Raw genomic sequence first — 23,887 nt, 5'->3', positions numbered from 1 at the left:
GAGCGGGCGGCTACTGCTTGTTCTTCTATTCCTCATACACGCTCCCTACCGCCAACCGGGGGCCTATTTCCAGCCTCCGCAAACGGCGCAATCAAATAAAAAGACGATTTGCCCGACTGGCTCGGGGCTGTATAGCCGCGCCTGCCATGCAACGAAACCTGAAATCCTTCAATCCGGCGATCAATTGCCCCATTGTGTTGATCGGTATGATGGGTGTTGGCAAATCGACCGTGGGACGGCGGTTGGCGGCACGTCTGGGCTTGCCGTTCATTGATGCCGACGATGAAATCGTACAAGCCGCGGGCATGAGCATAGCCGACATTTTCGAACGTTTCGGCGAAGCACATTTCCGCGATGGCGAGCGGCGCGTGATCGCGCGGCTTATGGATGGCTCACCAAAGGTTATTGCAACCGGCGGCGGCGCGTTCATCCAGGATGATACGCGTGAGGAAATCTTGTCGCATGCTGTCACCGTCTGGCTCGATGCGGATATCGACATATTGGTAGATCGGGTCTCACGGCGCGAAGGACGCCCTCTTCTCGCAGGCAAGGACCCGCGCACTGTTTTGACGGAGCTGGCGGCAAAGCGTAACCCGATCTATGCGCTTGCCCCAATCCATGTAAAAAGCATAACCGCTCCGCATGATGCGACGGTGGACAAGATCATGAAGGCGCTGGAAGAATGGCGATAATCCCGGTCGCTCTGGGTGAGCGCAGTTATGACATATTGGTAACGCAGGGCGCGATCGACCAGGCGGTGGCGCATCTGGCCGGGTTTGCGCGTAATGAGCGCTTGGTTGTCGTCACCGATGATAACGTTGCCGCGGCGCAATTGCCTCGCCTGACCCGTGCGCTTCAGCAGGGTAACATCATGGTTCAACCGATAATATTGCCGAGTGGGGAAGCCACAAAAAGTTGGGAATCTCTGGCAAAACTGGCTGACCAATTGCTTGATCTTGGTATCGAACGGAGCGATCACATTGTTGCGTTGGGCGGCGGTGTGATTGGCGATCTTGTTGGTTTTGCAGCGGCTATCCTGAAGCGGGGTTGTCAATTTATACAGATTCCGACCACGCTGCTGGCGCAGGTCGACAGTTCAGTTGGCGGCAAGACAGCAATCAACACTCGCGCCGGCAAGAATCTGATCGGCGCGTTTCACCAGCCTGCCTTCGTACTGATCGATCCCTCCTCACTCGACACGCTGCCTGCACGCGAACTGGCCGCAGGCTATGCAGAGGTCGTCAAATACGGCCTGATCAACAATGCGGATTTCTTTGCATGGTGTGAAGCAAACGGTCCGGCACTGATCGCAGGCGACATGGTCGCCCGAATGACTGCCATTGAAAAAAGCGTCAGGGCCAAGGCCGCGATCGTTGGAGAGGACGAACGCGAAACCAGCGGCCGCCGAGCGCTTTTGAATCTGGGCCATACCTTTGGACATGCGCTGGAGGCCGAAACCGGCTTTTCCAGCACGCTGCTACATGGTGAAGCCGTAGCCGCAGGCATGGCCTTGGCTTTCCGCTTTTCGGCGCGCATGGGCCATTGCAGTATGGAGGATGCGGCGCGCGTCAGCACGCATCTGGCTTCGGTTGGACTACCCCATGACCTTGCAGGTGCGCATGTCTCGGCGCCGGGAGAAATTCTCGTAGAACATATGCTGCATGACAAGAAAATGGCAGGCGGCAAGCTGCCCTTCCTTCTGGCGCGAGGCATTGGTCAGACATTTCTTGCCAAGGATGTCGACCTGAAGGACGTGGCCGCATTTCTGGATGAAGAAACGCGCTAAACCTGTCGATGTATCAAGACTTGAATGCAATCCAGGCAGTCCAAAGCCAACCGATGATCAGTAAGCTTCCGCCAATCGGCGTAATTGCGCCGAACCAGCGTGGCGCTCCCCAAGCCATGGCGTACAGCGTCAGCGCAAAAATCGCACCGCCGACCAACAACATGATGGCCGGACCGCGCGCGAATTGCAAAATCGCCAGCGCCGCAACCGCATGAACAAGCTGGTACATGCCCCCGGTCTTCAGCCAATCGCTTGCTTCAGCATTTGGCGCGCCATGAGCGCCAAATGCGCCCGCTCCAACCGCAATCGCAGCGGACAAGGCCGCAAAGAACGCAATCATCCGCTTTCTCCTTCAAAACCGCCATCGGATGCGCGCATACTATGGCCGGGACGAAACATCAGATCCTTGGCCGCATGCAAAGTCCCCGCTGCATCCTGTGCGTCCAGTCTTTGCCGGTCATTTTCCCGGTAGCGGCGTACCACTTCGGTGATCTCTTTATCCGGCAGACCCAGTGCCTTCATCGCCTGAGTCCCCATGGAAATTGCCGATTCGAATACCTCACGTACCACCCCGGCAATATCCATCCCGCCAAGTCGCAACAAATGTTGCCGATCATAGGCGCGTACAAATATCGCCGCTTGCGGAAAGGCTTCCGTCACCTGGCGAAGCGTTGCAGTATCAAGCCCATTTCCATCGATGCAAAAGGCGATAATACGTACTTTTTCTCCACCCGCACGCCGCAAAAGATCTACACGGGTGCCATCGCCATAATAGACCTTCATGTTGAACTGGCTGCTCATTTCAATCTGCGCAGGCTTTCTGTCGATCAGGGTAACGCCGCAACCATGACCCATCAGCATCTGTGCAACCGTCTGTCCAAAGCGCCCATAACCGATGACAAGCGCGCTACCTTGCACTGCTTCGTCGGGTCCCGCAGGTTCCTCTTCATTCGATGGCCTCGCAAATTCCAGCTTGCGGGCAAGCAGCAACAGGAACGGCGTTGTCGCCATGGATATGGTGACGATCGCGCTGAACATACTGGCGGCCTGCGGCGCGATAAGCAGGGCATGTTGCGCCTGGGTAAAGAGGACAAAACCGAATTCACCGCCCTGACTAAGCAGCAGACCCAGGGCGAATGCCTGTTTGGTTTCCATCCCAAACACGCGGCCCAGCACGAAAATGATGCCGACCTTCGTTGCGACAAGAGCGGCGGCCATGGTGAAGATAAAAAGAGGACTGGCCAGAATGGCGTGCACATCGAGCACCATACCCACTGCAAGAAAGAACAGCCCCAGCAAGATGGAACGGAATGGCTCCACATCGGATTCGATCTCATGTCGATAAGGAGAATCGGCCAGCATGACGCCCGCGACGAAAGCGCCCAGAGCGGTTGAAAGGTGCAGAGAATGCATCAATGCGGCACTGGCGAGAACCGTGAATAGCCCAACGACAATGAATAATTCACGCTCGCCCAGCCTGCCTGCCAGCTTCAATAATGGATTGAGGATGAACTTTCCCGCCAGCACCAGCCCGGCTATCGCCGCGACTGTGTAGAGTGCAAGCTGCCATCCCGGCGGTCCCAGCGCATCGGCGGGATTGCGCGACAAAGCTGCAACGATGGTGATCAGTGGTACGATGGACAAATCCTGAAACAGCAGGATTGAAAAAGCCTTTTCACCAAAAGGTGAGTTGATCCGGCCGCTGCTCTTAAGGCTTGGCAAGACCTGCGCCGTCGATGACAAACCGAGCGGCAGGCCAAGGGCAATCGCGGCGCCCCAACTGAATTGTGTGGAATAATAGATGATTGCCGTCAGCGCAGCACCGCAGAGCGTGACCTGCACCAAACCCAAGGCGAATATGTCGCGTTTCAATCGCCACAATCGCTGGGGGTTAAGCTCCAGTCCGACAAGAAAAAGCAGCAGGACAATGCCAATTTCCGCAATGGCTAGCTTCGATTGCGCGTCGCCCACAAGCCCAAGGCCCTGTGGCCCTACCAGCGCGCCCGCAATCAGATAGCCCAGCACCGCGCCAAGGCCGAGGCGGCGGAATAGCATGACGAAAATCAGCGCCACGCCGAGCAGGATCACTCCGTCCGTTAGCAGAATATCAGTCGCGCTCGCGGCTTGCGCCAATGCGGGCTTCACGGTGCGCTCTGCCCGGCGGCGATGGCCATAGCTTCCGCTACCGCTTCAAACCCCAACCGGATCGAGGGATGGCGTGCGGGATAATTGCGGGCTGGTGTGATAAGATCGAATCCGGGCCAGAAATCCGGAGTGGAATCGAGAGTATCGCCCTGCCCCGCCAGCCAGTCCGCCAACGCATCGCGGGCGGCTACCAATTCCTCCAGCGATTTGCCTATTGCATGGGACGCCATCAGCGACGCGGATGCCTGACCCAAAGCACAGGCACGCACTTCCAGACCAAGATCGATAAGGCATGCTCTGGCATCGACCCGAACGTCGGCAATCACGCGGCTTCCGCAGGTCATTGAGCGCTTTACTACGCTGGCCTGAGGATCGATCAACCGCTGATGATGTGGAATCGACGCGGCAAGTCGCAAGATATCCCTGTTATAAAGCGGTGCATTCATTCGGTCGCATCACCCTCATTAGCGGGCTTGCCCCGTTGTTCGGCGACAAATTCGCTCATGGCCTTGCCGCTGGCGCTGAGTAACGGATAGCTGCGCGATGCCGTCATCCATTCGGGGCGCTTGGCCGCGCCGCCATATATGGTATCATAAACCAGACTCGCCAACATGAATAGCAACGTGGCGCCAATCAGACCCTTGAGAGCCCCGAAACCAAGCCCAAGCAAACGGTCCACAGGTCCCAGGATGGACTGGCGCGTCCGGGCGCCCAATGATCGGGCCAGAAATTTCCCCGCCGTAAATGTGATGCCGAATACCAGAATAAACGCCAGTACCGCTGCACCCGATTCAGTTCCTGTCGGCCCGATCAGCCATGCCGTAGCAGGCGTATGAAACATCCGGATTGCAAATATCGCCAGAACCCACGCGATGAGCGATAATGTTTCCATTACAAAACCGCGCAGAAACCCAAAAATAGCGCCGCCGCCGATCAGGGTCAGAATGATAATATCAAGAGCTGTCATGATCCGTTCGCTAATCGCGCCCAAGCATATGGTCAACAAATTGCGCGAGCGTTCTGAAGCCAGCTGTTGAAATGTCCGCCGCCTTGTCCGTCACGGAAGCTGGCACGAGAGCACGGGTGAAGCCTAATTTTGCCGATTCGCGCAAACGAAGTGCGGCATGAGCCACCGGCCGAATTTCGCCGGACAGGGCGACTTCTCCAAATAATATCACGTCCCCTGGCACTGGTCGTTCGGAAAGCGCCGAAATGAGTGCCGCTGCCACAGCCAGGTCGGCCGCCGGGTCGGAAATGCGGTAACCGCCCGCAATATTGAGGTAAACCTCACAAGACGACACATTAAGCCCGCAACGCGCCTCCAGCACAGCCAGGATCATCGCCAGCCGTCCGCTGTCCCATCCGACCACAGCGCGACGCGGTGTGGCACCACTTGCCAGTCGCACCGTCAAGGCCTGAATTTCCACCAATACGGGCCGCGTGCCTTCCAATGCCGGAAACACCGTCGCGCCGGTCACATTTTCGTCACGATGAGTCAGAAATAACGCCGATGGATTGGCGACTTCCGTCAACCCTTCCGTCTCCATCGAAAACACGCCGATTTCATCCGTGCCGCCAAATCGATTCTTGTTCGCCCGCAAAATACGATATTGATGGCTGCGCTCCCCTTCAAAGCTCAATACCGTGTCGACCATATGTTCCAGAACACGCGGCCCCGCGATGCTGCCATCTTTGGTGACATGACCGACCAGGACCACGGCCGTGCCGCGCTCCTTGGCAAAACGGATCAATTCCTGAGCAGACGCGCGCACCTGGCTGACCGTACCGGGTGCGCCTTCGATCAGATCGCTGTGCATTGTCTGAATCGAATCAATGACCAGCAATGCCGGCGGCGCGCCTTGCCCCAGCGTAGTCAGAATATCGCGTACGGACGTTGCCGAGGCGAGCTGCACCGGAGACTTTCCAAGCCCCAGCCGCTGCGCGCGCAAACGCACCTGATCGGCGGCTTCCTCCCCACTGATATAGGCGACGGCCAACCCTCGCGCCGCCATCAGCGCCGCTGCCTGCAACAACAAGGTCGACTTGCCGATGCCGGGATCACCACCAATCAATGTTGCCGATCCCGCGACCAATCCACCGCCAAGCGCCCGGTCAAATTCAGCAATCCCTGTCTTTTCGCGTGGTGGCAGGCGCACGTCGCTATCAAGGCCTACCAGCGCGACCGACCGGCCGCCCGATTGCAGACTGTGCCGTGCACTAAAAACGGTTTCAGTCGCTTCTTCGATCAGGCTGTTCCACTCACCACAATCATCGCACTGCCCTTGCCAGCGATACGACACCGATCCGCATTTCTGACAGACATATTTCTTCTTCGCCTTGGCCATGATTCGGATGTATCAGAACATAGAGGGAACGCTAGGGGGAAAATATTGGCGGTTCCGGTGTTAAATCCTTGCGCCAATCGATGAAGAGCAGGAAATAAAGGGCATGATCAAGGTTGCCAGCTATAATATGCACCGGGCCATCGGCACCGATCGCCGACGGAATCCGGAACGCATATTGGATGTGCTACACCAAATGGACGCGGATGTTATCGCCTTGCAGGAAGCCGACCGGCGCTTTGGTCCCCGCATATCCGCTATCCCTCCCCACCTTTTGGAATTACATAGTGATTACAAGGCGGTGCCGCTGGATATCCAGACCGATAGTATGGGGTGGCACGGCAATGCCATATTGGTGCGCAAATCAGTCAGGATCATCGAGCATGACATACTTCATATCCCCTATCTGGAACCGCGCGGTGCGGTGATGGCGGAGGTTGCAATTGACGACCAGTCGTTGCGCATATTCGGGATGCATCTGGATCTTTCGGGGTTGTGGCGACGCAGGCAGGCGGCGGCGGTTATCGCGCGAGCCACGGGACATGACGATGCATCCCCAACCGTTTTGATGGGCGATCTGAATGAATGGAGCGCCCAGAGCGGATGCCTGCGCGACTTTCGGCATCATTTCAATTTCGCCCATTGCGGGAAAAGCTTTCATGCGCGCCGGCCAGTGGCGCAACTTGACCGGATCATGCATTGCGGCCAACTTGCCGTAACAAACTGCGGCGTTCATGACAGCCCGTCAGCGCGCAAGGCATCTGACCATCTACCCATCTGGGCAGAATTGGAGCTGGTCTGACAGCCCTTTTACTCGACAACATCCCTGTTGCCTGCCATCTCTTCATATATGAGGGAGAAGGAACTGAGGCTGGCGCTGGTGTGCTATGGCGGGATCAGCCTTGCCATCTATATGCACGGCATAACCAAGGAAATCTGGCATCTTGCCCGCGCAAGCCGGGATTTTCATGATGGCGCGCCAAAGATTGGCGGCAGCCTTGAGGTCTACCGCGAAATTCTGGAAGATATTCAGGCGCAGGCAGACCTGAAATTAAGGGTGATGACCGACATCATTACAGGAGCCAGCGCGGGCGGGATCAATGGCATATTTCTGGCTCAAGCGCTGGAAACGGGGCAATCGCTCGATCCGCTGACTGAGCTATGGCTTAAAAATGCTGACGTCGATCTGCTCCTCGATCCCGATGCGCGCCCGATCAGCAAATTCACCAAGTTCTGGGCGGCTCCCCTGGTCTGGATGGCGGCGCGGCGGCCGGACGATACGGTGGTGCGCACCGTCGCTCCGGGCACACGAGAAGAAGTCCGGCATAAATTATCCAACTTCATCCGCGCGCGTTGGTTCGCCCCTCCCTTTGGCGGCGAAGGGTTCACCCACCTGCTGCTTGACGCATTGGACGCCATGGAAGCTAGTGAAACAGGTCCGACGCTCGTGCCGGCAGGACATCCGCTGGATCTGTTTGTCACGGTGACTGATTTTGATGGGCATCCCGAACGACTGCGCCTTAACAATCCCCCGGAAGTCGTTGAAACTGAACATCGGCTAACGGTCGGATTCCATGTCAGGGGGGATATTGACCGCACATTGGGCAATGCTGCCGAACTGGCTTTTGCCGCACGTGCCACCGCCAGTTTTCCGGGTGCGTTTCCTCCCTTCACGGTACGGGAGTTGGACAGGGCTTTAAAAAAGCGAAAGCGCTTGTGGCCGGAGCGCAACCAATTTCTGAAACGGATATTGCCCCGCCAATATGCCGTCGGCGCGGCTGAGGATACCGCGTTGATTGATGGGTCGGTACTGGCAAACGCTCCCTTTGCGCAAGCCATTGCGGCACTGCGCAACCGTCCGGCGCGGCGCGAGGTGGACAGACGTTTCGTTTATATCGATCCCAAGCCCGGCATCCGAAGCATCAGGATGCGCCGCCGCGGAAATGACGATAATGCCGATAGCGACCAGGTTCTGCCGGGATTTTTCCGTACCATTTTTGGCGCGCTGTCCGATATTCCCCGCGAACAGCCAATTCGCGACAGTCTGGAGGCTATAGAAGAGCGCTCGAAACGCATTCGCCGGATGCGCCGGATTACCGAAGCCTTGCGTCCTGAAATCGAGCAAACGGTCGATGCATTATTTGGCAATGTATTTTTTCTGGACCGGCCAACCCCTGCGCGGCTTGCGACATGGCGGGCAAAGGCGCAGGAACGAGCGGCGCGCCAAGCCGGATTTGCCTATCCCGCATATGGCCATTTGAAACTGTCTGGTATCGTCGAGGATATATCCAGCCTTCTGTTTCGCCTGGGCGGAGATGGAAGCCTGTCACAGCGGGAGGCCTATCGCACCGCTATTTGGAAAGACATGCGCGAGCAAGGACTCGACCGGATCGGGGAAAAGGCAAATGCTGGGGCGTCAGAGCCGGTGATTGCTTTTTTCCGTAATCATGATTTAGGTTTTCGTATTCGCCGACTGCGATTTTTAGCGCGCCGATTGGCCGAAACGCTGGAAATTGAAGGGAATGCGCCGGCCGAAGGGATCAGTGGCTTCCATGACGCCATTTATGACGGCCTGACACCGTATCTGGAACGCGAAACTTCCGATTTTTATGACGAGGATATGATTGCGGCAGCGTGCAATTTCATCGACGCGCCGCATGCCGCAATCGACCTGCTGGCCGGGCAGCGCAATCTGAAGGCCATGGACGACCGCGCCGAAACGCTGTTGTCCGACGCGTTATGGGCTTTACCCAAGGAAGAAAGACGGGTGATGCTGCTCGCCTATCTGGGTTTCCCGTTTTATGACATAGCGACTCTGCCCCTCCTTCAAGGCGAAGGACTGGACGAGTACGATCCTGTGAAAGTTGACCGGATTGCCCCTGATGACGCTACCGCTATCCGCGCGGGTGGAGCAGAAGCAACACTAAAAGGCATAGAATTTAATAGCTTTGGAGCCTTTTTTAGCAGAATCTATCGAGAAAATGATTATCTGTGGGGCCGCCTGCACGGCGCCGACCGACTGATCGATATCGTCCTGTCTACCCTGCCAGTCGGCAAACATATCGCCGCTGGTGCGGCCGCGGCATATAAACGACGTGCGTTTCATGCGATATTGGATGAAGAAGCTGAGCGGCTGACGTTGGTGCCGGATCTGATTGCATCTTTGCGGAATGAGATTGGATGAGTCCGCGTTCTATTGCGAAGCGCCCCAAATATGATCTGCTTGAATGAAACCCTTCTGACCATGCACGTCGATAAGGCACCAGCCTTTGTCACAATCCGAAATCCGTCCGACGACACCTGATTCGGCACGAAAAAGGATGCGGGCATCACCCTGAGGAGCCTCACGGAGCGCCTGAACACCATCCCTTACGATTGCTGTGGGCTGATCGCTGAGCAGCCGGACATGCATCCAGCCCTGTACCCCATCGGGATCCTCGATCTTGCGCCAATGCGAATAGAGTTCGATCACCTTGACCGGCAGATCCCGGCGGCGATAAATCCAGTTGGCCGGATAATCCGTGCTTGGCCCAGTACGCATACGGGCCTCATCCTTTGACAGCGAGGCCCAGTAGGGCGGCGTTTTGTCCTGCGCCGAGGCCGCCGTGGGCACAAGGACAACCATTGCCGAAATCGTCAGCAAAGCCTTGCGCAGCCCCAATGAAGTCATGCCATTCCCCCTCCCGTCGAACATCTTCCTCTGGCTGTGCCAAATCGGCAGGCAGGCTTCAAGCTGCTCGTTGATTCAATTCGCGCTTCATCACCGGACATGTCATTGGTGCTTGACCTTCTAGGCTCCAAACGGATAGCGCCAAAGCATGCCGAAACGACCGCGCCCTGCTCATCCTAAGGTCATTGTCACGCGGCGGCTCCCGTCGGTTACCGAGGATCGGCTGCGCGAACTCTTTGATGTCGTGCTGAATGAAGCTGACAAACCCATGAGCCGGACGGCGTTGCTTGATGCGATGCGCAATTGCGACGTGCTGGTGCCAACCGTCACGGATCACCTGGATGCAGACCTGATTGAGCAGGCCGGCGACCGGCTGCAGCTTATTGCCAATTTTGGCAATGGCGTGGATCATATCGACCTGAAAGGCGCGCGAGCGAAGGACATTCTCGTCACCAACACGCCCGGTGTGCTGACCGAAGATACAGCGGACATGACGATGGCGCTGATCCTGTCCGTGCCCAGGCGGTTGGCCGAAGGAGAAAAACTGGTCCGCAGTGGCAAATGGCCGGGCTGGAGTCCCTCCGGCATGTTGGGCCACCGCATTGGCGGAAAAATGCTGGGCATCATTGGCATGGGCCGTATCGGTCAGGCCGTGGCGCAACGTGCACGCGCATTTGGCCTGTCCATCCTCTACCACAACCGCCGCCGCCTGCCTTCCACCGTGGAAGAAACGCTTGACGCCACTTTTGTCCCTGAACTCGATACGATGCTACAGGCGTCAGACATCATATCCATTCATTGCCCGCATAGTAATGAAACCCACGAGTTGATGAACGCAGAACGGATCGCCCTCCTGAAACCGACAGCCTATCTGATCAATACGTCCCGCGGTGAAATTATCGAGGAAGGCGTTCTGATCGAGGCACTTGAGCAAGAGCGAATCGCGGGTGCGGGACTGGACGTCTATACCCATGAACCTGAAGTCGATCCACGCCTGCTGGCCCTCAGCAACGTGGTACTGCTCCCCCATATGGGTTCCGCCACGTTTGAAGGCCGCGCGGCTACGGGGGATAAAGTCATCGCCAATATTCGCGTCTGGGCCGATGGCCATCGCCCGCCTGATCAGGTTCTGGAAGGCTGGATCTGACGGTTCGGCATGAGCCTTTGCGTCGCCATTTTCGCATATGAAGAAGAACGACGGATCGAAGCATGTCTTCTCAGCCTGCCTCTGGACCGGACCGACATCGATTTTCACGTCCTGGTCAACGGTTCGCATGATCGCACCGCCGAACTGGCACGGTCAAACGCCCGCACGCGCCCCAACGTACACGTTCATGACCTGCATCCGGGAGGCAAGGCACGAACCTGGAACCATTTTGTCTTCGACATCGACCAGGGACGTCATGACGTCATCATCTTCATGGACGGCGATGCCACCATAAAGCCCGGATCCCTGAACGCATTGGCCAATACGCTTGCGATAAACCCCTATGCCAACGCCGCCAGCGGCATGCCTCTCAATGGGCGTAATCATCTGGCTTATCAGGCGGAATTGAAACAGGATCGCGGTCTCTTTGGTGACCTCTATGCCCTGAGAGGCGATTTCCTGAGTCGGATGCGGGTGCGCAATATTCGTCTTCCTGAAGACCTCATCGGCGATGACGGTTTGATTGCTGCACTGGCCGCAACCGATCTGCGAAGTGAGGCGAATTGGGACAAGGAACGCGTTGTGCCGTGTGAAGATGCCGGTTTCTATTGCGAGCCTGTCAATCTGCTCACCCCACGCACATTGCATGTGCAATATCGTCGGATGATCAATTACAGCGTCCGTCATTTCCAGAACCGGATCATATCCGACATCATGCGGAACACAGGCCCTGAAGGCTTGCCGAAACGGATGGCGGACCTTTATCCCGACTATCTGCCGGGATTTCGTGCAAGGCGATCGCCACAATTGGCGTGGTTTGATTTTCTGGCATTGCGGCGGATGGCCAAACAGTTTTGATCCTGCCCGCTATTTGACCAATGCCGCCTTTACAGCCTCAATAGCGGCCGCCGCTTTCCCGCCATCCGGGCCGCCGCCCTGCGCCATGTCAGGACGTCCACCGCCGCCCTTGCCGCCCAGGGCTTCGACTCCGGCACGAACCAGCTCGACCGCGCTATGACGGGCAATCAGGTCATCGGTAACGCCAACCGCAATGGAAGCGCGGCCATCAACAACAGCGACTAACGCACTGACGCCAGATCCAAGCTTTTTCTTGTTCTCATCGACAAGCCCGCGGAGTTCCTTCGGGTCCAGACCCTCGATTACCTGACCCAGAAAGCCGACATTGCCGATTTGTTCCGGTCCCGATGCATCCGGTCCGCCCTTGGCGCCACCGCCAAGTGCTAACGCCTTTTTCGCATCGGCTAACTCACGCTCCAGCTTGCGCCGTTCCTCAACCAGCGCGGCAATGCGCGCCGGGACATCGTCGGGTGCGGTTTTAAGTACGGCGGCGGCGGCTTTCAGCTTGTCCTCACGATCGGAAAGCCACAGGCGCGCGGCTTCACCTGTCAACGCCTCGATCCGGCGAATACCGCTCGACACTGCGGATTCACTGACAATTTTGAACAGGCCGATATCGCCTAGCGCAGAGACATGAGTGCCTCCACATAGCTCGACCGAATAATGCTTGTCCGTGGCCTGCCCCATCGACAGAACACGCACCTCGTCGCCATATTTTTCCCCGAACAGTGCCATTGCGCCCGCCTCTATGGCGTCATCAGGCGTCATCAGGCGGGTAGTGACGGCATCATTACCGCGAATCTGGGCGTTCACGTCTGCCTCTACCTTCGCGATCTGTTCAGGCGTCAGGGCGTCTGGTTGGGAGAAATCAAAGCGCAAACGGTCAGCCGCGACCAGGCTGCCCTTTTGCGTGACATGGCCGCCAAGCCGCTCGCGCAAGGCCGCATGGAGCAAATGCGTAGCGCTGTGATTGGCGCGGATACGATTGCGGCGCTCCACATCGACGCTTAGATGAATAGTGTCACCCACAGCGACGGTGCCTGAACCTATTTCTGCTTGATGCGCATGCAGACGACCGAGCGGCTTGGCCGTGTCGATCACCAGCCCTGCAAGACCTTCCGGAGACGATATGGTACCGGCATCGCCCATCTGCCCGCCGCTTTCACCATAGAAAGGGGTCTGATTGGTAATGATGGTGACATTGTCGCCTGCCGCCGCGCGATCCACGCTTTTACCATCGCAGACAAGCGCCACGACTTGCCCTTCTCCTTGCGTGGAAGTGTAGCCGGTGAATTCCGTGCTGCCCGCATTTTCGGCAATGTCGAACCAGATTTCATCCGACGCCTTGTCGCCAGATCCCTTCCATGCCGCCCGGGCAGCGGCCTTTTGTTGCGCCATGGCAGCGTCGAAACCGGCACGATCGACGCTCAGCCCGCCAGCGCGCAAAGCGTCTTCGGTCAAGTCATAGGGAAAGCCGAACGTATCGTATAATTTGAACGCCGTATCGCCCGGCAATGTATCGCCTTCCTTCATGCACGCCGTTGCTTCGTCCAACAGGCGCAATCCCTTTTCCAGCGTTTGGCGAAAACGGGTTTCCTCACGCAGCAGGGTTTCCTGGATAAGCGGCTGCGCCCGGATCAGTTCCGGATAGGCGCCCCCCATTTCCGCAACCAGACCGCCGACAAGCCGATGCATCAGTGGCTCGGCTGCGCCCAGAAGATGCGCATGACGCATCGCCCTCCGCATGATCCTTCGCAGAACATAGCCGCGCCCTTCATTGGCGGGCAGCACGCCATCGGCAATAAGAAAACCCGAGGAACGCAGATGATCCGCGATGACGCGGTGGCTGGCCTGATTGTCGCCAGTGATGGCGGTCTTCGTCAACTCGCCCGATTCCTCGATCAGCGCCTTGAATGTGTCGGTATCGTAATTGTCGTGCACGCCCTGCAGCACTGCCGCGATGCGTTCCAGACCCATGCCGGTATCGATGCTTGGCTTTGGCAATGCCAGCCGTTCACCGCCCGGTTGCTGGTCATATTGCATGAAAACCAGATTCCAGATCTCGACGAAGCGGTCACCGTCTTCCTCCGGCGAACCCGGAGGGCCTCCCCATATATGGTCGCCATGGTCGTAAAAGATTTCCGAACAGGGGCCGCATGGGCCGGTATCCCCCATCGACCAGAAATTATCCGACGTGGCGATGCGGATGATCCGCTCGTCAGGCAGGCCTGCTATTTTCTTCCAATGGCCGAAGGCTTCATCGTCGTCATGATAGACGGTGACGGTCAGGCGGTCAGGGGAGACTCCCCATTCCTTTGTGATCAACGTCCAGGCGTGATGGATCGCCTGTTCCTTGAAATAATCGCCAAAGCTGAAATTGCCGAGCATTTCGAAAAACGTATGATGGCGTGCAGTGTAGCCGACATTGTCGAGATCATTGTGCTTGCCGCCTGCACGCACGCATTTCTGCGACGAGGTGGCGGTCACATAGCCGCGTTTTTCAAGGCCGGTGAAAACATTCTTGAACGGCACCATGCCAGCGTTCACGAACATCAGCGTCGGATCGTTATGCGGAACCAGTGGCGCTGATGGAACGGTTGTATGTCCTTGCGACGCGAAATAGTCGAGAAAGGAGCGGCGGATGTCGTTTGTCGATGTCATGGAGGCGATTTAGGCGAGAGAAACCCGTCGCACAAGCATTACGGTCCACCGCAAACAAGCAAGGAGTCGATTAGGCATTTTTCAGGCATAGGCATATGGTCCTCCGGCCTTTAACGCCGCCTTGTAAGCAGGACGCGCATGCATACGCCGCAACCATGCCATCAGTTTTGGCCGGGAAGCATCAAGACCTGCTCGAGCGCGACACACCTCCAACGGAAAGCTCATCATGATGTCGGCAGCGGTAAAGCTGTCGCCAGCAAAAAACGAATGCTCGGCCAGTTCGGATTCGAGCCAGTCGAGATGTTCGTCCAGCATCACCTTTAGCGGCTTTCTTGCTGGCTTCCCCAATACGCCAAGTCGCCCCACCACAAGCATCGCCAGAAGCGGCGGCATCATGGACCCTTCGGCATAATGAATGAACTGGCGATAACGCAGTACATTGTTCCGATGCGGCGGAGGACCAAGGCGACCATCGCCCTTTTCCAAGAGATATTCCACAATGGCCCCGGTTTCGGCCAGTACCAGCTTGCCATCCTCAATAACCGGAGATCTGCCCAACGGATGCACATCACGCAATCCTGGCGGAGCCCGCATGGTCGGATCGCGTTCGTATCGCTTCACCTCATAGGGCATTTCCAGTTCTTCGAGCAGCCATAAGATCCGCTGGGAACGGCTGTTTTCGAGATGATGGACGATTATGGTCATGGGCTGATGTCTCCTCAGCCAGAAATTTCACCGGCAAACTGCCCCCGGAGAAGGTTCTCCCATTCTACTATGCTGGTGCGGGAATCATAGTGCGGGAACGACGATCCCCCAGATTTCCATTCTTTGAATGCAACGGTCGCAGCGTTCAGACGTTGGATCCCATACTGAACAACAATGGAGGAAGGTGCGACATGACGAACGCCGTGTACAAGGTCATTGACGTCGTGGGAAGCAGCCCGACGAGCATCGAAGATGCCATCGAATGCGCGATCAGCCGAACGGCGCAAACGGTGCATAATATTGGCTGGTTCGAAGTCACTGAAACGCGCGGCCATATAGTCGACGGCAAGATCGCCCATTACCAGGTGCACCTGAAACTGGGTTTCACCCTGGACGACTGAGCCCGGAGCTACTCTGCGGTAAATCAGGTCACATCTGGAAGGAAATGGTGCCCCGCACCGGATAAACATAACGAATACATATCGCCATTTTTGCTACGCTAGAACAGCCTTACACTGCCGTTCGTCGTCTATCATCGCCGTCCCTCACCGCGAGCGCTACGGCATAGGCATTCCTACGCTTGCCACATCGCGACCGCGACGGCAGCGCCGACCGATCCAAATACGATGGCGAGCGGCGGAACCCTCAGCCCGACGAACAGCGCGAAACCGGCCAGCGCAATCAAGGCATCCGCTAGCGAGTCGATGCCGCTCGTCCATAATGGATCGTAGAGCGCCGCTGCGAGAATGCCGACCACGGTCGCGTTAACGCCTGCAATCGCCGCGCGTGCCCGGCTGCTTCGGCCAAGTACGGCGCGGAAAGGAAGCATCCCCGCGATCAGCAGCAATCCCGGCAGGAATATCATGGTGAGCGCGATCACGGCCCCCAAGGGCGCCGCCTTCGGCATCCCAATCGCTCCGAGATAGGCCGATAGCGCGAAGAGCGGCCCCGGCACTGCCTGCGCAGCGCCATAGCCTGCAAGAAATCCACCGTCATTCATCCAGCCGGGCACCAGCCCCGCGCGCAGCAGCGGGAGCACCACATGGCCGCCGCCAAACACGAGCGCGCCGGCTCGGTATAAGATATCGGCGAGCGCGAGCGAGGAGCCTTCGGTCGCCGCCAGCGGCAGCAGCACCAGCAACGCCGCGAACAGTGTCAGACAGATGATCCCGGCGCGCCGGCTCGGCGTCCAGCCTAGGGATTCCTGCGGCCTCGCTTCACCGCTTGGGCAGACGACAATGCCGATCAGCGCTCCCAACACGATCAAGGCGATCTGCGCTGCCGGAACAGCGATCACCAGCATCGCCGCTGCGGCGCCCGCCGCCATCGCCATTCGCCGCGGATCGGGCGTAAGCGACCGCGCCATGCCGACCAGCGCCTGCGCAACCACCGCCACCGCTGCGATCTTGAGCCCGTGAATCGCAGCCTCGGCGACGGCACCCGACAACTCGGTTGCAACCAGCGCAAAGCCGAACATCATGAGCGCCGACGGCAGCGTGAATCCGGCCCAAGCCGCGAAACCACCGAGAGGGCCGGCGCGCATCAGCCCGAGCGCGAAGCCGACCTGGCTCGATGCCGGGCCGGGCAGAAACTGGCACAGACCCACGAGTTCGCCATACGCTTGATCGTCGAGCCAGCGCCGCCGCTCGACCAGTTCGCGCCGAAAATAACCGAGATGCGCGATCGGCCCGCCGAACGAGATGCAGCCGAGCTTCAGAAAGGCGCCGAACACGTCGCGCGCGGTGCCGTCGTGCACTTTGCTGGATATCCGAGCTTCCGAAGCCATGCGCTACCAGATCAGATCGCGCTGTTGCCAGATCATGACGAGTCCGGAAACCGCCATGAACCCGACGATAAAGCCGCGAAAATTGCGTTCGCTCATTCGTGCGAGTATGCGCTTGGCGAGCCAGTTGGACGCGAGCGCACCCGCACCCGCCGCGATCCCGAACAGCAGCAGTTTCCCTGTCAGCGCACCCAACGCGGTGTAGGTGCCGATCTTGGCGAGGTGCATGGGAAGCGATACCGCTGTCTTGGTGCCGACCATCCGCTCCTTCGTGATGCCAGCGTTGAGATAGAGCGTATTGACCACCGGCCCCATCGCGCCGATGAGGCCCGACAGAAATCCGACTAAGAGCTGCGTGGGGAAAAACCACCAGCGCGAGACCGTGAACGTGCGCCGCTTGGCGCCGAAGCGGTATTGAAAGACCGTCGATACCAGAAACAGGCCGACGACGATTTGAAGCCATTCCACCGAGGTATGGGTAAAGACGGCAGCGCCAAGCACTGCTCCGATCAAGGCGCCGGGGAGCGCCCAGGCGACGACGCCCCATTCGATCCCCTTGCGGAACACGATTATCCGGCCGCTGCCAGCGATCAACGTCGCGATCGCGGCCACGGGCGCTACCGCCCGCGCGCCAGCAATGAAGCCGATCAGCGGTACGAGCAGCATCGCGCCGCCGCCGCCGCCGATGGTCGAGACGATCCACGCGACGAAGCCGGACACGGCGAGCAGGAGATAGGCCATCACGGCGCATTTCCGCCGAAGGTTCGGGTTGCCGGATCAGCCGTTCTCTTGGCCCGGCCGGCGCTCACGGCCGCGTCCTTCGACCAGTTCGCCGAACAGCTCCCGCGCCTGTTTGTGGGCGATTGCCAGCCCTTCGCGCCCCAGCTCGGTTGCGCGGTAATAGCGCCGAGCAGTGCGGCCGTCGCGTATTTCGTGGCTGGTCAGATAGCCCTTCTTCTCCATCGCGTGCAGCATCGGATAGAGCGTCCCGGCGCTCAGCTTGTAGCCGTGATGCGCCAGTTCCTCGATTATCCAGGCGCCATAGATCGGCTCGTCCGCCGCATGGAGCAGGATGTGGAGCCGGATGAAGCCGGAAAGAAGTTCGCGATGGTCCATGCCACTCCAGATGCATCGACATTCTCATCGGTTCCCGATATCGTGATTCGATATCGGGAACCGATGAGAATGCAACCTGTTCCTTCAACTACGCGCCATCTCACCTAATTGGCGCCCTCAAGATAGGAAAGAATGCCGATGACGGAGCAGAAAATCCAGCCGCAGCCTATCGAAGCCGACCATAACCGCCGCCGCGCGCTCAGTCTGGTCGCCGGTGCGGGGCTCGCCGCATCGGTACTGATCCTGCCTGGCTGTTCGCGTGCTGCTGATGACGACAAAGATAATGGCGAGAAAGGTGAAGAGGGCGAAGGCGAGGTCACCGCCAATGAGGACCTGATGCGCGAGCATGGCGTGCTGCGCCGCATCCTGATCGTTTACAGCGAAATCGCGCCGAAACTAGTCACCAATCCCGCCGCTGTCGATGCCAGCGCGATTGCGAACGCCGCCACGCTCTTCCGCAATTTCGGCGAACGCTATCACGAACAACTGCTTGAGGAGCAGCATATCTTTCCGCTGGTGAAGAAGGCCGGCGGCAAGGGCGCCGATCTGGTCGACACGCTGCTTGCCCAGCACGAGCGTGGCCGCGCCATCACCAACTATATCCTCGACCGGACCAGGGGCGGCAGCATCGCGACCGGCGACGGCGAAGCGCTGGCGAGGACGATGCGCGCCTTCACCCGCATGTACGAGACGCATGCCGCGCGAGAGGACACGGTGGTCTTCCCTGCCTTCAAGGCGGCAGTCGGGCCAAAGGCCTACGCCGAGTTAGGCGAGCAGTTCGAGGATATCGAGCATAAGGAATTCGGCGGCGACGGGTTCGACATCGCGCTCGACAAGGTTGCGGACATCGAACAGGCGCTGGGGCTTCAAAACCTCGCCGACTTCACGGCGCCTCCGCCGCCCGGCGGATGAGCGACTTTCGTTGGCCGCCCGGCACCGACGACTGGATTCGCTTCGGCGCCGGTATTGCGGGAGTCACCGTCGCGGCATGGCTGTTCCTCACAACCGAGGAACCCCTGCTCGCCGATCTCGGGCTCGTTGCCGGGCTGGTTGGCGGTGAGGTGCTGGGCCAGGTCATCGTGGTGCTGCGCCACCAAGGCGTAAGAGGGGAATGACGATGTGGCGAAGGATAATGGCGACCGATAACGAACGCTGGCGCATCCTCGTTCGTCTGATCGTCGGGCTGGTGGTTTTCTTTCCCGAAGGCATTCAGAAGCTCGCCTTCCCTGCAATTCTCGGCGCAGGACGCTTCGCGCGGATCGGCATTCCCTGGCCGGACGTGCTGGGGCCGTTCGTCGGCTGCGTCGAACTCGTCTGTGGCGCGCTCATCATCCTCGGGCTGTTCACCCGGCTCGCCGCCATCCCGCTTATCGTCACGATGATCGTGGCGCTCATTTCCACCAAGCTGCCGATCCTGCTCGGCCATGATGTCGGGCCGTTCCAGCTTTCGGACATCAAACGGCTGGGCTTCTGGAGCGCGCAGCACGAGGCGCGCGCCGACCTTTGCATGTTGCTCGGCTGCATCTACCTGCTGATCGTCGGTGCCGGCGGCTGGTCGCTTGACCGGGGCTGGTTCGGGTCCGCGCGATGAGCGGCGGTTCCTCGCCACACACAATGCCCTGCGCGGCATCGCGGCGCTCGCCGTTTTCGCCTATCACCTCCAGCTCGATCTGCTCCACCGCCTGCCGCTCGGGCCTGCAACACCGTTGATCGAGCGCGGTTATCTCTGGGTCGACTTCTTCTTCCTGCTCAGCGGTTACGTGCTGTCGATGTCGTATCTCGACCGGCTCGGCAGGGGGCGCTTCACGGAGGCTTGGACCTTCCTTCGTGCGCGGTTCGCGCGCATCGTGCCGATGCATCTGGCTGCGCTGGCGCTCCTCGTCGCCTTCGTCATGCTGTTACGACCGACGCAGGAAGGACTGGGCGGCGCACGCTTCTGGTCGTTTCTCGACACGCCGAACTCTGGTTATCTAGCTCTCCAGGCAATGTTGCTTCAGGTCTGGAATTATCGCGCGGCAGTAAGCTGGAACGTGCCCTCCTGGTCGATCAGCACTGAGATGCACGTCTATCTGGTTCTGCCGATGCTCGCTTGGGCGGCAGCGCGTCGTCCGAGCCTGGTTCCGGTTGGCGCTGTCCGGCCATCCCGAGGGGTTCAGCCTGTTCGGAGCGCGCGCCTATATCAACGTGCCCGATGACGGCTCGGTTATCGCAGCCGACATCGACCAAGGACGACAGCTCGCCCGCTGGCCGACCGGGCTGCATCGGCTCAATTTTCCGCTGGCGGTCGATCCTTCGGGGAAATCGCTCACGATCGCCTACCGTCCGCCGGCCGCGCTGGCGACGATAGACACGGCAAGCGGCAGCACGGTTTTGGTTCGGTCTGCTTGCGGCGATGCCGACGATCTGTTCTTCGTAGCCAGCCATATCCTGCTGGTCTGCGGCGCCGGCCATGTCGATGTGATCGCGGCCGATGGCGAGAGTGAGCGCGTCCAGCCCGCCGGCGGCGCGCGCACCGGACTCTATGTGCCTGAGCTGGACCGATTGTTCGTGGCCGTGCCGGCACGCGGCCGTTCCGCTGCGGTCTGGGTGCTCAAACTGAACTTTCCGCGCGACCGGCACTAAGACATCAGCGCCTACAGGTAGCGCGAGATCGCCTTGAAATCCTCGATAGCCCTGGCCGCGCCGCCCTCGTCGGCGGCGTGGCTAAGACAATGATCGATATGATCGTTGATGAGCGCGCGCTTCGCGCTTGCCACGGCCTTTTCCACGGCGTCGAGCTGCTGCACGACATCGACGCAGGTCCGTTCTTCCTCGATCATGGTGACGATGCTGCGCAGATGGCCGGCGGCGCGATTGAGCCGCTTGATGATCGCCGGATGGCTGGCGTGCTTGTGGTTGCTCATCGGCCTATCTTCCACCGTGAGAAGTGCTTGTCGAGTTGATTGATATATCCCCCTGGGAGGATATTGCAACTATCCCCCCAGGGGGATATGGAACCGCCATGCTCCGCGTTCTAGCCAACCGCACCTATCGCCACCTGTTATTCGCGCAGGTCATCGCGCTAATCGGAACAGGCTTGGCGACGGTTGCGCTCGGGCTGCTCGCCTATGATATTGCCGGTGGCAACGCGGGCGCGGTGCTGGGGACGGCGCTGGCGATCAAGATGATCGCCTATATCGGCGTCGCGCCGGTCGCTGGCGCCTTCGCCGACAGGGTGCCCCGCAAGGCGCTGCTCGTCTCGCTCGACCTGATCCGCGCCGCCGTCGCCATCTGCCTGCCGTTCGTCACCGAGGTCTGGCAGGTCTATGTGCTGATTTTCGTACTGCAATCGGCCTCGGCGGGGTTCACGCCGACCTTTCAGGCTACCATTCCCGACGTGCTGCCGGAGGAAGCCGACTATAACCGCGCATTGTCGCTGTCCCGGCTCGCCTATGACATGGAGAGCCTGACCAGCCCGATTCTTGCGGCGGCGCTGCTGACCGTCATCAACTTCCATTGGCTGTTTTCGGGCACGACGATCGGCTTCCTCGCCTCGGCCGCGCTGGTCGTGACCTCGGGCTTGCCCAAAGCTGCGGCGGCGGCGACCCGCAATACCGGCATCTACGATAAGACGACGCGCGGCATCCGCATCTATCTCAAGACGCCGCGTATGCGCGGTCTGCTCGCCGTGACGCTAGCGGCTGCGGCGGCGAGCGCGATGGTGATCGTCAATACCGTGGTGATCGTTCGTGGGCTGGGACTCGGCCAGCGTGATGTCGCGCTGACGCTGGCCGCGTTCGGCGGCGGCTCGATGTGCGCGGCGTTCGCGCTGCCGCGCATCCTCGATCGCGTGGCCGACCGCCCGATCATGATCGGCGCCTCATTCCTGCTGGCGATCGGCCTGGTCTTGCTGGCGGCGATCAGCGCGATGATCCCGCCGGGACAGGCTTATTGGCACATCCTGCTCGGCGGCTGGTTGCTGCTCGGCATTGCCTATTCGATGAGCATCACGCCGGGCGGCCGGCTGCTGCGGCGTTCCGCCGGTTCCGAGGATCGGCCCGCACTGTTCGCCGCGCAGTTCGCGCTCAGCCATGTCTGCTGGCTGATCGCCTATCCGCTGGTCGGTCAGCTCGGCGCACAAGTGAGCATGACCGCCGCGTTCGGCGGCATGGCCGCGCTGGCGGCGGTAGGCGCAATCACGGCGCTACTGCTGTGGCCGGCCCATGACCCGGACTCGGTATCGCACCAGCATGGCGACCTTCCGGCCGATCACCCCCATCTGCGCGACGCTCACGCCTATGGAGAGGCCAAGCATGCCTTCGTGATCGACGACCTCCATCCGCGTTGGCCGACAACATGAGCCGCACTCACGCATTGCGAAAGATACCGTCCTCGCGTTACCAAGGAGCTGTGATCGCGACACCTGTCCGCACTCAGCTTATTCGGGGCCGCTCTATGGCGTTGCTCCTGATGATGCTTGCGTTGGTCGGGATGGTCGTTCTTGCGAACTGGCATGACTCCAAGCCCCATGTTCATGACATCACGGGTGCCGAGCATGTGATCGAGCTTGGCGATCATCATCCCGTCGACCAGCCACAGCCTGCTGACCCGCTGCACCTAGCGGCGCATGTCGTGTTGCAGGGGATTGCCATTCCGGCCGAGCCGGCGGTCGCCGCAACCGCGCCCGCTCTCGCGGTCGAATGGGCGATGGCGGGTCCAACCGCGGTCCATTCCCTCCCGCCCATATCGATCCTTCGTCCCCCAAGGGCCTGACCGTCCGACGCGGCATCGCCGCTGCGGCAATCTGTCAGCTCGAAGGGAAAAATTATGAATGGCGTAAAGCGCCGGCTGCCGCGTTGCGCGATGGTCGGCATGACGGCTGTGCTATGGGGCACGGTATTGGGGGGGACGGCCTATGCCCAGGAGGCGCCGCCGTTCGCCGTACTGCTCAAACAAAGCGAGGATGCTCCGCGCGCAGCGGCCATCGCCGCCGATGTCGCGCGGGCGGAGGGGCTTGCCGAACAGGCTCGCGCACGGCCTAACCCGAGCGTGAGCGTGCTGGCCGAGAATATCGGCGGCGGCGCGCCCTATAACAGCTTCGACGCAGCAGAGACGACGCTTCAGATCAACCAGCCTTTCGAGCTGGGTGGCAAGCGCTCCGCGCGCATCGCCGCCGGTCAGGCGGGCGTAGGTGCGGCACGGGCGCGAGGACTCGATGCGCGAGTCGCCTATTCCTTTGACCTTGCGACCGGCTATGCAGCCGCAGAGATCGCTCAGCGTCGGATCGACCTCGCCGAGGACGAGGTGGAGGAAGCCGAGGCCGACCTGAGAGTCGCCAACGCTCAAGTCGGGGCCGGCAAGGAAGCGCGGCTGCGCAGCCTCCAGGCGGAAACGGCATTGCAAGCGCTGCGCGCCGATCTGGACCTTGCCAGGGCCAACTACACGGCGGCTCTCGCCCGTCTGTCGGCGCTCGCCGGCATGGCTCAGCCCTATACCGGCCTTTCCGGCTCGGTGCTGGCGCTGTTCGATACGCCTCCGGCAGTCGGGCCGGTCGATCCGGGCCGGTCGACGATCTACCGAACGGCCCTTGCCGAGCGCGAGGCGGCAAACCAGCGACTTATAAACGGCGGAGTAAAAATGTACCACTGACGGGTCTTTTGGGGTCCGTTCATTTCGGAGTAAAAGTGTACCGGTC

At 59.7% G+C, this 23,887-nt stretch carries 27 protein-coding genes; 15 read left to right on the top strand and 12 right to left on the bottom strand.

All coding sequences use genetic code 11. The annotated features are described in order from the left end of the window. The first annotated feature begins 146 nt into the window (after positions 1-146). Positions 147-692 (top strand): shikimate kinase, encoded by a 546-nt coding sequence (locus L3X40_RS12895; protein WP_237365976.1) that lies wholly within the window; start codon positions 147-149, stop codon positions 690-692. Continuing rightward, positions 683-1,786, top strand: a complete 1,104-nt coding sequence (aroB, locus tag L3X40_RS12890) for a 3-dehydroquinate synthase (RefSeq protein ID WP_237365975.1) — start codon at positions 683-685, stop codon at positions 1,784-1,786. Before L3X40_RS12895 ends, aroB begins: the two co-directional genes overlap by 10 nt. Positions 1,787-1,799: 13 nt before the next feature. On the opposite strand, the gene L3X40_RS12885 is transcribed toward aroB, so the two are convergent. Genes L3X40_RS12885 through radA form a run of 5 tightly spaced genes read right to left on the bottom strand, consistent with a single transcriptional unit; the run spans position 1,800 to position 6,276 of the window. Beyond that, positions 1,800-2,126, bottom strand: coding sequence for a DUF423 domain-containing protein (locus L3X40_RS12885; RefSeq protein WP_237365974.1), 327 nt, complete (start codon positions 2,124-2,126; stop codon positions 1,800-1,802). Continuing rightward, positions 2,123-3,931 carry a cation:proton antiporter domain-containing protein gene (locus L3X40_RS12880; RefSeq protein WP_445177188.1) on the bottom strand — a complete coding sequence of 603 codons (1,809 nt, stop codon included), beginning with the start codon at positions 3,929-3,931 and terminating at the stop codon, positions 2,123-2,125. The genes L3X40_RS12885 and L3X40_RS12880 overlap by 4 nt, the downstream gene beginning before the upstream one ends. Then, positions 3,928-4,377 (bottom strand): iron-sulfur cluster assembly scaffold protein, encoded by a 450-nt coding sequence (locus L3X40_RS12875; protein ID WP_237365973.1) that lies wholly within the window; start codon positions 4,375-4,377, stop codon positions 3,928-3,930. Before L3X40_RS12875 ends, L3X40_RS12880 begins: the two co-directional genes overlap by 4 nt. After that, positions 4,374-4,898 carry a CvpA family protein gene (locus tag L3X40_RS12870; RefSeq protein WP_237365972.1) on the bottom strand — a complete coding sequence of 175 codons (525 nt, stop codon included), beginning with the start codon at positions 4,896-4,898 and terminating at the stop codon, positions 4,374-4,376. Before L3X40_RS12870 ends, L3X40_RS12875 begins: the two co-directional genes overlap by 4 nt. A gap of 10 nt (positions 4,899-4,908) precedes the next feature. Continuing rightward, positions 4,909-6,276, bottom strand: a complete 1,368-nt coding sequence (gene radA, locus L3X40_RS12865; protein WP_237365971.1) for a DNA repair protein RadA — start codon at positions 6,274-6,276, stop codon at positions 4,909-4,911. 103 nt (positions 6,277-6,379) lie between these two features. Between radA and L3X40_RS12860 the strand changes: the two genes are divergently transcribed. Both L3X40_RS12860 and L3X40_RS12855 read left to right on the top strand, forming a co-directional pair. Beyond that, positions 6,380-7,075: an endonuclease/exonuclease/phosphatase family protein gene (locus L3X40_RS12860; RefSeq protein ID WP_237365970.1), complete on the top strand. Its 696-nt coding sequence runs from the start codon at positions 6,380-6,382 to the stop codon at positions 7,073-7,075. A gap of 48 nt (positions 7,076-7,123) precedes the next feature. After that, positions 7,124-9,457: a patatin-like protein gene (locus L3X40_RS12855; RefSeq protein ID WP_237365969.1), complete on the top strand. Its 2,334-nt coding sequence runs from the start codon at positions 7,124-7,126 to the stop codon at positions 9,455-9,457. Between the two features lie 9 nt (positions 9,458-9,466). Here L3X40_RS12855 and L3X40_RS12850 read toward each other — a convergent pair whose 3' ends face one another. Beyond that, positions 9,467-9,943 carry an SH3 domain-containing protein gene (locus tag L3X40_RS12850; RefSeq protein ID WP_445177187.1) on the bottom strand — a complete coding sequence of 159 codons (477 nt, stop codon included), beginning with the start codon at positions 9,941-9,943 and terminating at the stop codon, positions 9,467-9,469. A gap of 148 nt (positions 9,944-10,091) precedes the next feature. Here L3X40_RS12850 and L3X40_RS12845 point away from each other — a divergent pair, with 148 nt between their 5' ends. Beyond that, positions 10,092-11,090, top strand: coding sequence for a 2-hydroxyacid dehydrogenase (locus L3X40_RS12845; RefSeq protein WP_237365968.1), 999 nt, complete (start codon positions 10,092-10,094; stop codon positions 11,088-11,090). A gap of 9 nt (positions 11,091-11,099) precedes the next feature. Next, positions 11,100-11,948 (top strand): glycosyltransferase family 2 protein, encoded by an 849-nt coding sequence (locus L3X40_RS12840; RefSeq protein ID WP_237365967.1) that lies wholly within the window; start codon positions 11,100-11,102, stop codon positions 11,946-11,948. 9 nt (positions 11,949-11,957) lie between these two features. Here the strand turns inward: L3X40_RS12840 and alaS are convergent, their stop codons facing one another. Continuing rightward, positions 11,958-14,609: an alanine--tRNA ligase gene (alaS, locus tag L3X40_RS12835; protein ID WP_237365966.1), complete on the bottom strand. Its 2,652-nt coding sequence runs from the start codon at positions 14,607-14,609 to the stop codon at positions 11,958-11,960. 81 nt (positions 14,610-14,690) lie between these two features. Then, positions 14,691-15,314, bottom strand: coding sequence for a glutathione S-transferase family protein (locus tag L3X40_RS12830; RefSeq protein WP_237365965.1), 624 nt, complete (start codon positions 15,312-15,314; stop codon positions 14,691-14,693). A 191-nt stretch (positions 15,315-15,505) separates the two neighbouring features. On the opposite strand from L3X40_RS12830, the gene L3X40_RS12825 reads away from it, so the two are divergent. After that, the gene (locus L3X40_RS12825; protein ID WP_237365964.1) at positions 15,506-15,715 is read left to right on the top strand and encodes a dodecin; all 210 of its coding nucleotides are present in this window, start codon (positions 15,506-15,508) and stop codon (positions 15,713-15,715) included. 173 nt (positions 15,716-15,888) lie between these two features. On the opposite strand, the gene chrA is transcribed toward L3X40_RS12825, so the two are convergent. Genes chrA through L3X40_RS12810 form a run of 3 tightly spaced genes read right to left on the bottom strand, consistent with a single transcriptional unit; the run spans position 15,889 to position 18,213 of the window. Then, positions 15,889-17,070 (bottom strand): chromate efflux transporter, encoded by a 1,182-nt coding sequence (chrA, locus tag L3X40_RS12820; protein ID WP_237365963.1) that lies wholly within the window; start codon positions 17,068-17,070, stop codon positions 15,889-15,891. A 33-nt stretch (positions 17,071-17,103) separates the two neighbouring features. Then, positions 17,104-17,838 (bottom strand): sulfite exporter TauE/SafE family protein, encoded by a 735-nt coding sequence (locus L3X40_RS12815; protein ID WP_237366002.1) that lies wholly within the window; start codon positions 17,836-17,838, stop codon positions 17,104-17,106. 36 nt (positions 17,839-17,874) lie between these two features. Further along, complete coding sequence (locus tag L3X40_RS12810; protein WP_237365962.1) at positions 17,875-18,213, bottom strand: PadR family transcriptional regulator; 339 nt, start codon at positions 18,211-18,213, stop codon at positions 17,875-17,877. A 138-nt stretch (positions 18,214-18,351) separates the two neighbouring features. Between L3X40_RS12810 and L3X40_RS12805 the strand changes: the two genes are divergently transcribed. Genes L3X40_RS12805 through L3X40_RS12785 form a run of 5 tightly spaced genes read left to right on the top strand, consistent with a single transcriptional unit; the run spans position 18,352 to position 20,835 of the window. After that, positions 18,352-19,125 carry a hemerythrin domain-containing protein gene (locus L3X40_RS12805; RefSeq protein WP_237365961.1) on the top strand — a complete coding sequence of 258 codons (774 nt, stop codon included), beginning with the start codon at positions 18,352-18,354 and terminating at the stop codon, positions 19,123-19,125. After that, positions 19,122-19,328, top strand: coding sequence for a hypothetical protein (locus tag L3X40_RS12800; protein WP_237365960.1), 207 nt, complete (start codon positions 19,122-19,124; stop codon positions 19,326-19,328). Before L3X40_RS12805 ends, L3X40_RS12800 begins: the two co-directional genes overlap by 4 nt. A gap of 17 nt (positions 19,329-19,345) precedes the next feature. Then, entirely contained in the window at positions 19,346-19,804 is a 459-nt protein-coding gene (locus L3X40_RS12795; protein WP_237365959.1) for a DoxX family protein, read from the top strand. Further along, entirely contained in the window at positions 19,773-20,408 is a 636-nt protein-coding gene (locus L3X40_RS12790; protein ID WP_237365958.1) for an acyltransferase family protein, read from the top strand. Before L3X40_RS12795 ends, L3X40_RS12790 begins: the two co-directional genes overlap by 32 nt. Further along, on the top strand, positions 20,338-20,835 hold the full coding sequence (locus tag L3X40_RS12785) for a hypothetical protein (RefSeq protein ID WP_237365957.1): 498 nt from the start codon (positions 20,338-20,340) through the stop codon (positions 20,833-20,835). The genes L3X40_RS12790 and L3X40_RS12785 overlap by 71 nt, the downstream gene beginning before the upstream one ends. Before the next feature lie 11 nt (positions 20,836-20,846). On the opposite strand, the gene L3X40_RS12780 is transcribed toward L3X40_RS12785, so the two are convergent. Continuing rightward, complete coding sequence (locus L3X40_RS12780; protein WP_237365956.1) at positions 20,847-21,116, bottom strand: metal-sensing transcriptional repressor; 270 nt, start codon at positions 21,114-21,116, stop codon at positions 20,847-20,849. Between the two features lie 98 nt (positions 21,117-21,214). Between L3X40_RS12780 and L3X40_RS12775 the strand changes: the two genes are divergently transcribed. The 3 genes from L3X40_RS12775 to L3X40_RS12765 all read left to right on the top strand — a co-directional run bounded on the left by L3X40_RS12775 (position 21,215) and on the right by L3X40_RS12765 (position 23,841). Continuing rightward, positions 21,215-22,552: an MFS transporter gene (locus L3X40_RS12775; RefSeq protein WP_237365955.1), complete on the top strand. Its 1,338-nt coding sequence runs from the start codon at positions 21,215-21,217 to the stop codon at positions 22,550-22,552. A gap of 95 nt (positions 22,553-22,647) precedes the next feature. Continuing rightward, positions 22,648-22,965, top strand: coding sequence for a hypothetical protein (locus L3X40_RS12770; protein WP_237365954.1), 318 nt, complete (start codon positions 22,648-22,650; stop codon positions 22,963-22,965). 54 nt (positions 22,966-23,019) lie between these two features. After that, positions 23,020-23,841, top strand: a complete 822-nt coding sequence (locus L3X40_RS12765; protein ID WP_237365953.1) for a TolC family protein — start codon at positions 23,020-23,022, stop codon at positions 23,839-23,841. The last annotated feature ends 46 nt before the right edge of the window (positions 23,842-23,887 follow it).

This window comes from Rhizorhapis sp. SPR117 (assembly GCF_021742065.1).
Note: the sequence above shows the minus strand (reverse complement) of the source record. Positions and strands in the feature narration are given on the sequence as shown.

Bases quoted from the DNA above. Each gene is read 5' to 3' on its own strand.
- L3X40_RS12895 (WP_237365976.1), top strand. From the start codon at position 147: ATGCAACGAAACCTGAAATCCTTCAATCCGGCGATCAATTGCCCCATT.
- aroB (WP_237365975.1), top strand. From the start codon at position 683: ATGGCGATAATCCCGGTCGCTCTGGGTGAGCGCAGTTATGACATATTG.
- L3X40_RS12885 (WP_237365974.1), bottom strand. From the start codon at position 2,126: ATGATTGCGTTCTTTGCGGCCTTGTCCGCTGCGATTGCGGTTGGAGCG.
- L3X40_RS12875 (WP_237365973.1), bottom strand. From the start codon at position 4,377: ATGAATGCACCGCTTTATAACAGGGATATCTTGCGACTTGCCGCGTCG.
- L3X40_RS12870 (WP_237365972.1), bottom strand. From the start codon at position 4,898: ATGACAGCTCTTGATATTATCATTCTGACCCTGATCGGCGGCGGCGCT.
- radA (WP_237365971.1), bottom strand. From the start codon at position 6,276: ATGGCCAAGGCGAAGAAGAAATATGTCTGTCAGAAATGCGGATCGGTG.
- L3X40_RS12860 (WP_237365970.1), top strand. From the start codon at position 6,380: ATGATCAAGGTTGCCAGCTATAATATGCACCGGGCCATCGGCACCGAT.
- L3X40_RS12855 (WP_237365969.1), top strand. From the start codon at position 7,124: ATGAGGGAGAAGGAACTGAGGCTGGCGCTGGTGTGCTATGGCGGGATC.
- L3X40_RS12850 (WP_445177187.1), bottom strand. From the start codon at position 9,943: ATGACTTCATTGGGGCTGCGCAAGGCTTTGCTGACGATTTCGGCAATG.
- L3X40_RS12845 (WP_237365968.1), top strand. From the start codon at position 10,092: ATGCCGAAACGACCGCGCCCTGCTCATCCTAAGGTCATTGTCACGCGG.
- L3X40_RS12840 (WP_237365967.1), top strand. From the start codon at position 11,100: ATGAGCCTTTGCGTCGCCATTTTCGCATATGAAGAAGAACGACGGATC.
- alaS (WP_237365966.1), bottom strand. From the start codon at position 14,609: ATGACATCGACAAACGACATCCGCCGCTCCTTTCTCGACTATTTCGCG.
- L3X40_RS12830 (WP_237365965.1), bottom strand. From the start codon at position 15,314: ATGACCATAATCGTCCATCATCTCGAAAACAGCCGTTCCCAGCGGATC.
- L3X40_RS12825 (WP_237365964.1), top strand. From the start codon at position 15,506: ATGACGAACGCCGTGTACAAGGTCATTGACGTCGTGGGAAGCAGCCCG.
- L3X40_RS12815 (WP_237366002.1), bottom strand. From the start codon at position 17,838: ATGGCCTATCTCCTGCTCGCCGTGTCCGGCTTCGTCGCGTGGATCGTC.
- L3X40_RS12810 (WP_237365962.1), bottom strand. From the start codon at position 18,213: ATGGACCATCGCGAACTTCTTTCCGGCTTCATCCGGCTCCACATCCTG.
- L3X40_RS12805 (WP_237365961.1), top strand. From the start codon at position 18,352: ATGACGGAGCAGAAAATCCAGCCGCAGCCTATCGAAGCCGACCATAAC.
- L3X40_RS12800 (WP_237365960.1), top strand. From the start codon at position 19,122: ATGAGCGACTTTCGTTGGCCGCCCGGCACCGACGACTGGATTCGCTTC.
- L3X40_RS12795 (WP_237365959.1), top strand. From the start codon at position 19,346: ATGGCGACCGATAACGAACGCTGGCGCATCCTCGTTCGTCTGATCGTC.
- L3X40_RS12780 (WP_237365956.1), bottom strand. From the start codon at position 21,116: ATGAGCAACCACAAGCACGCCAGCCATCCGGCGATCATCAAGCGGCTC.
- L3X40_RS12775 (WP_237365955.1), top strand. From the start codon at position 21,215: ATGCTCCGCGTTCTAGCCAACCGCACCTATCGCCACCTGTTATTCGCG.
- L3X40_RS12770 (WP_237365954.1), top strand. From the start codon at position 22,648: ATGGCGTTGCTCCTGATGATGCTTGCGTTGGTCGGGATGGTCGTTCTT.
- L3X40_RS12765 (WP_237365953.1), top strand. From the start codon at position 23,020: ATGAATGGCGTAAAGCGCCGGCTGCCGCGTTGCGCGATGGTCGGCATG.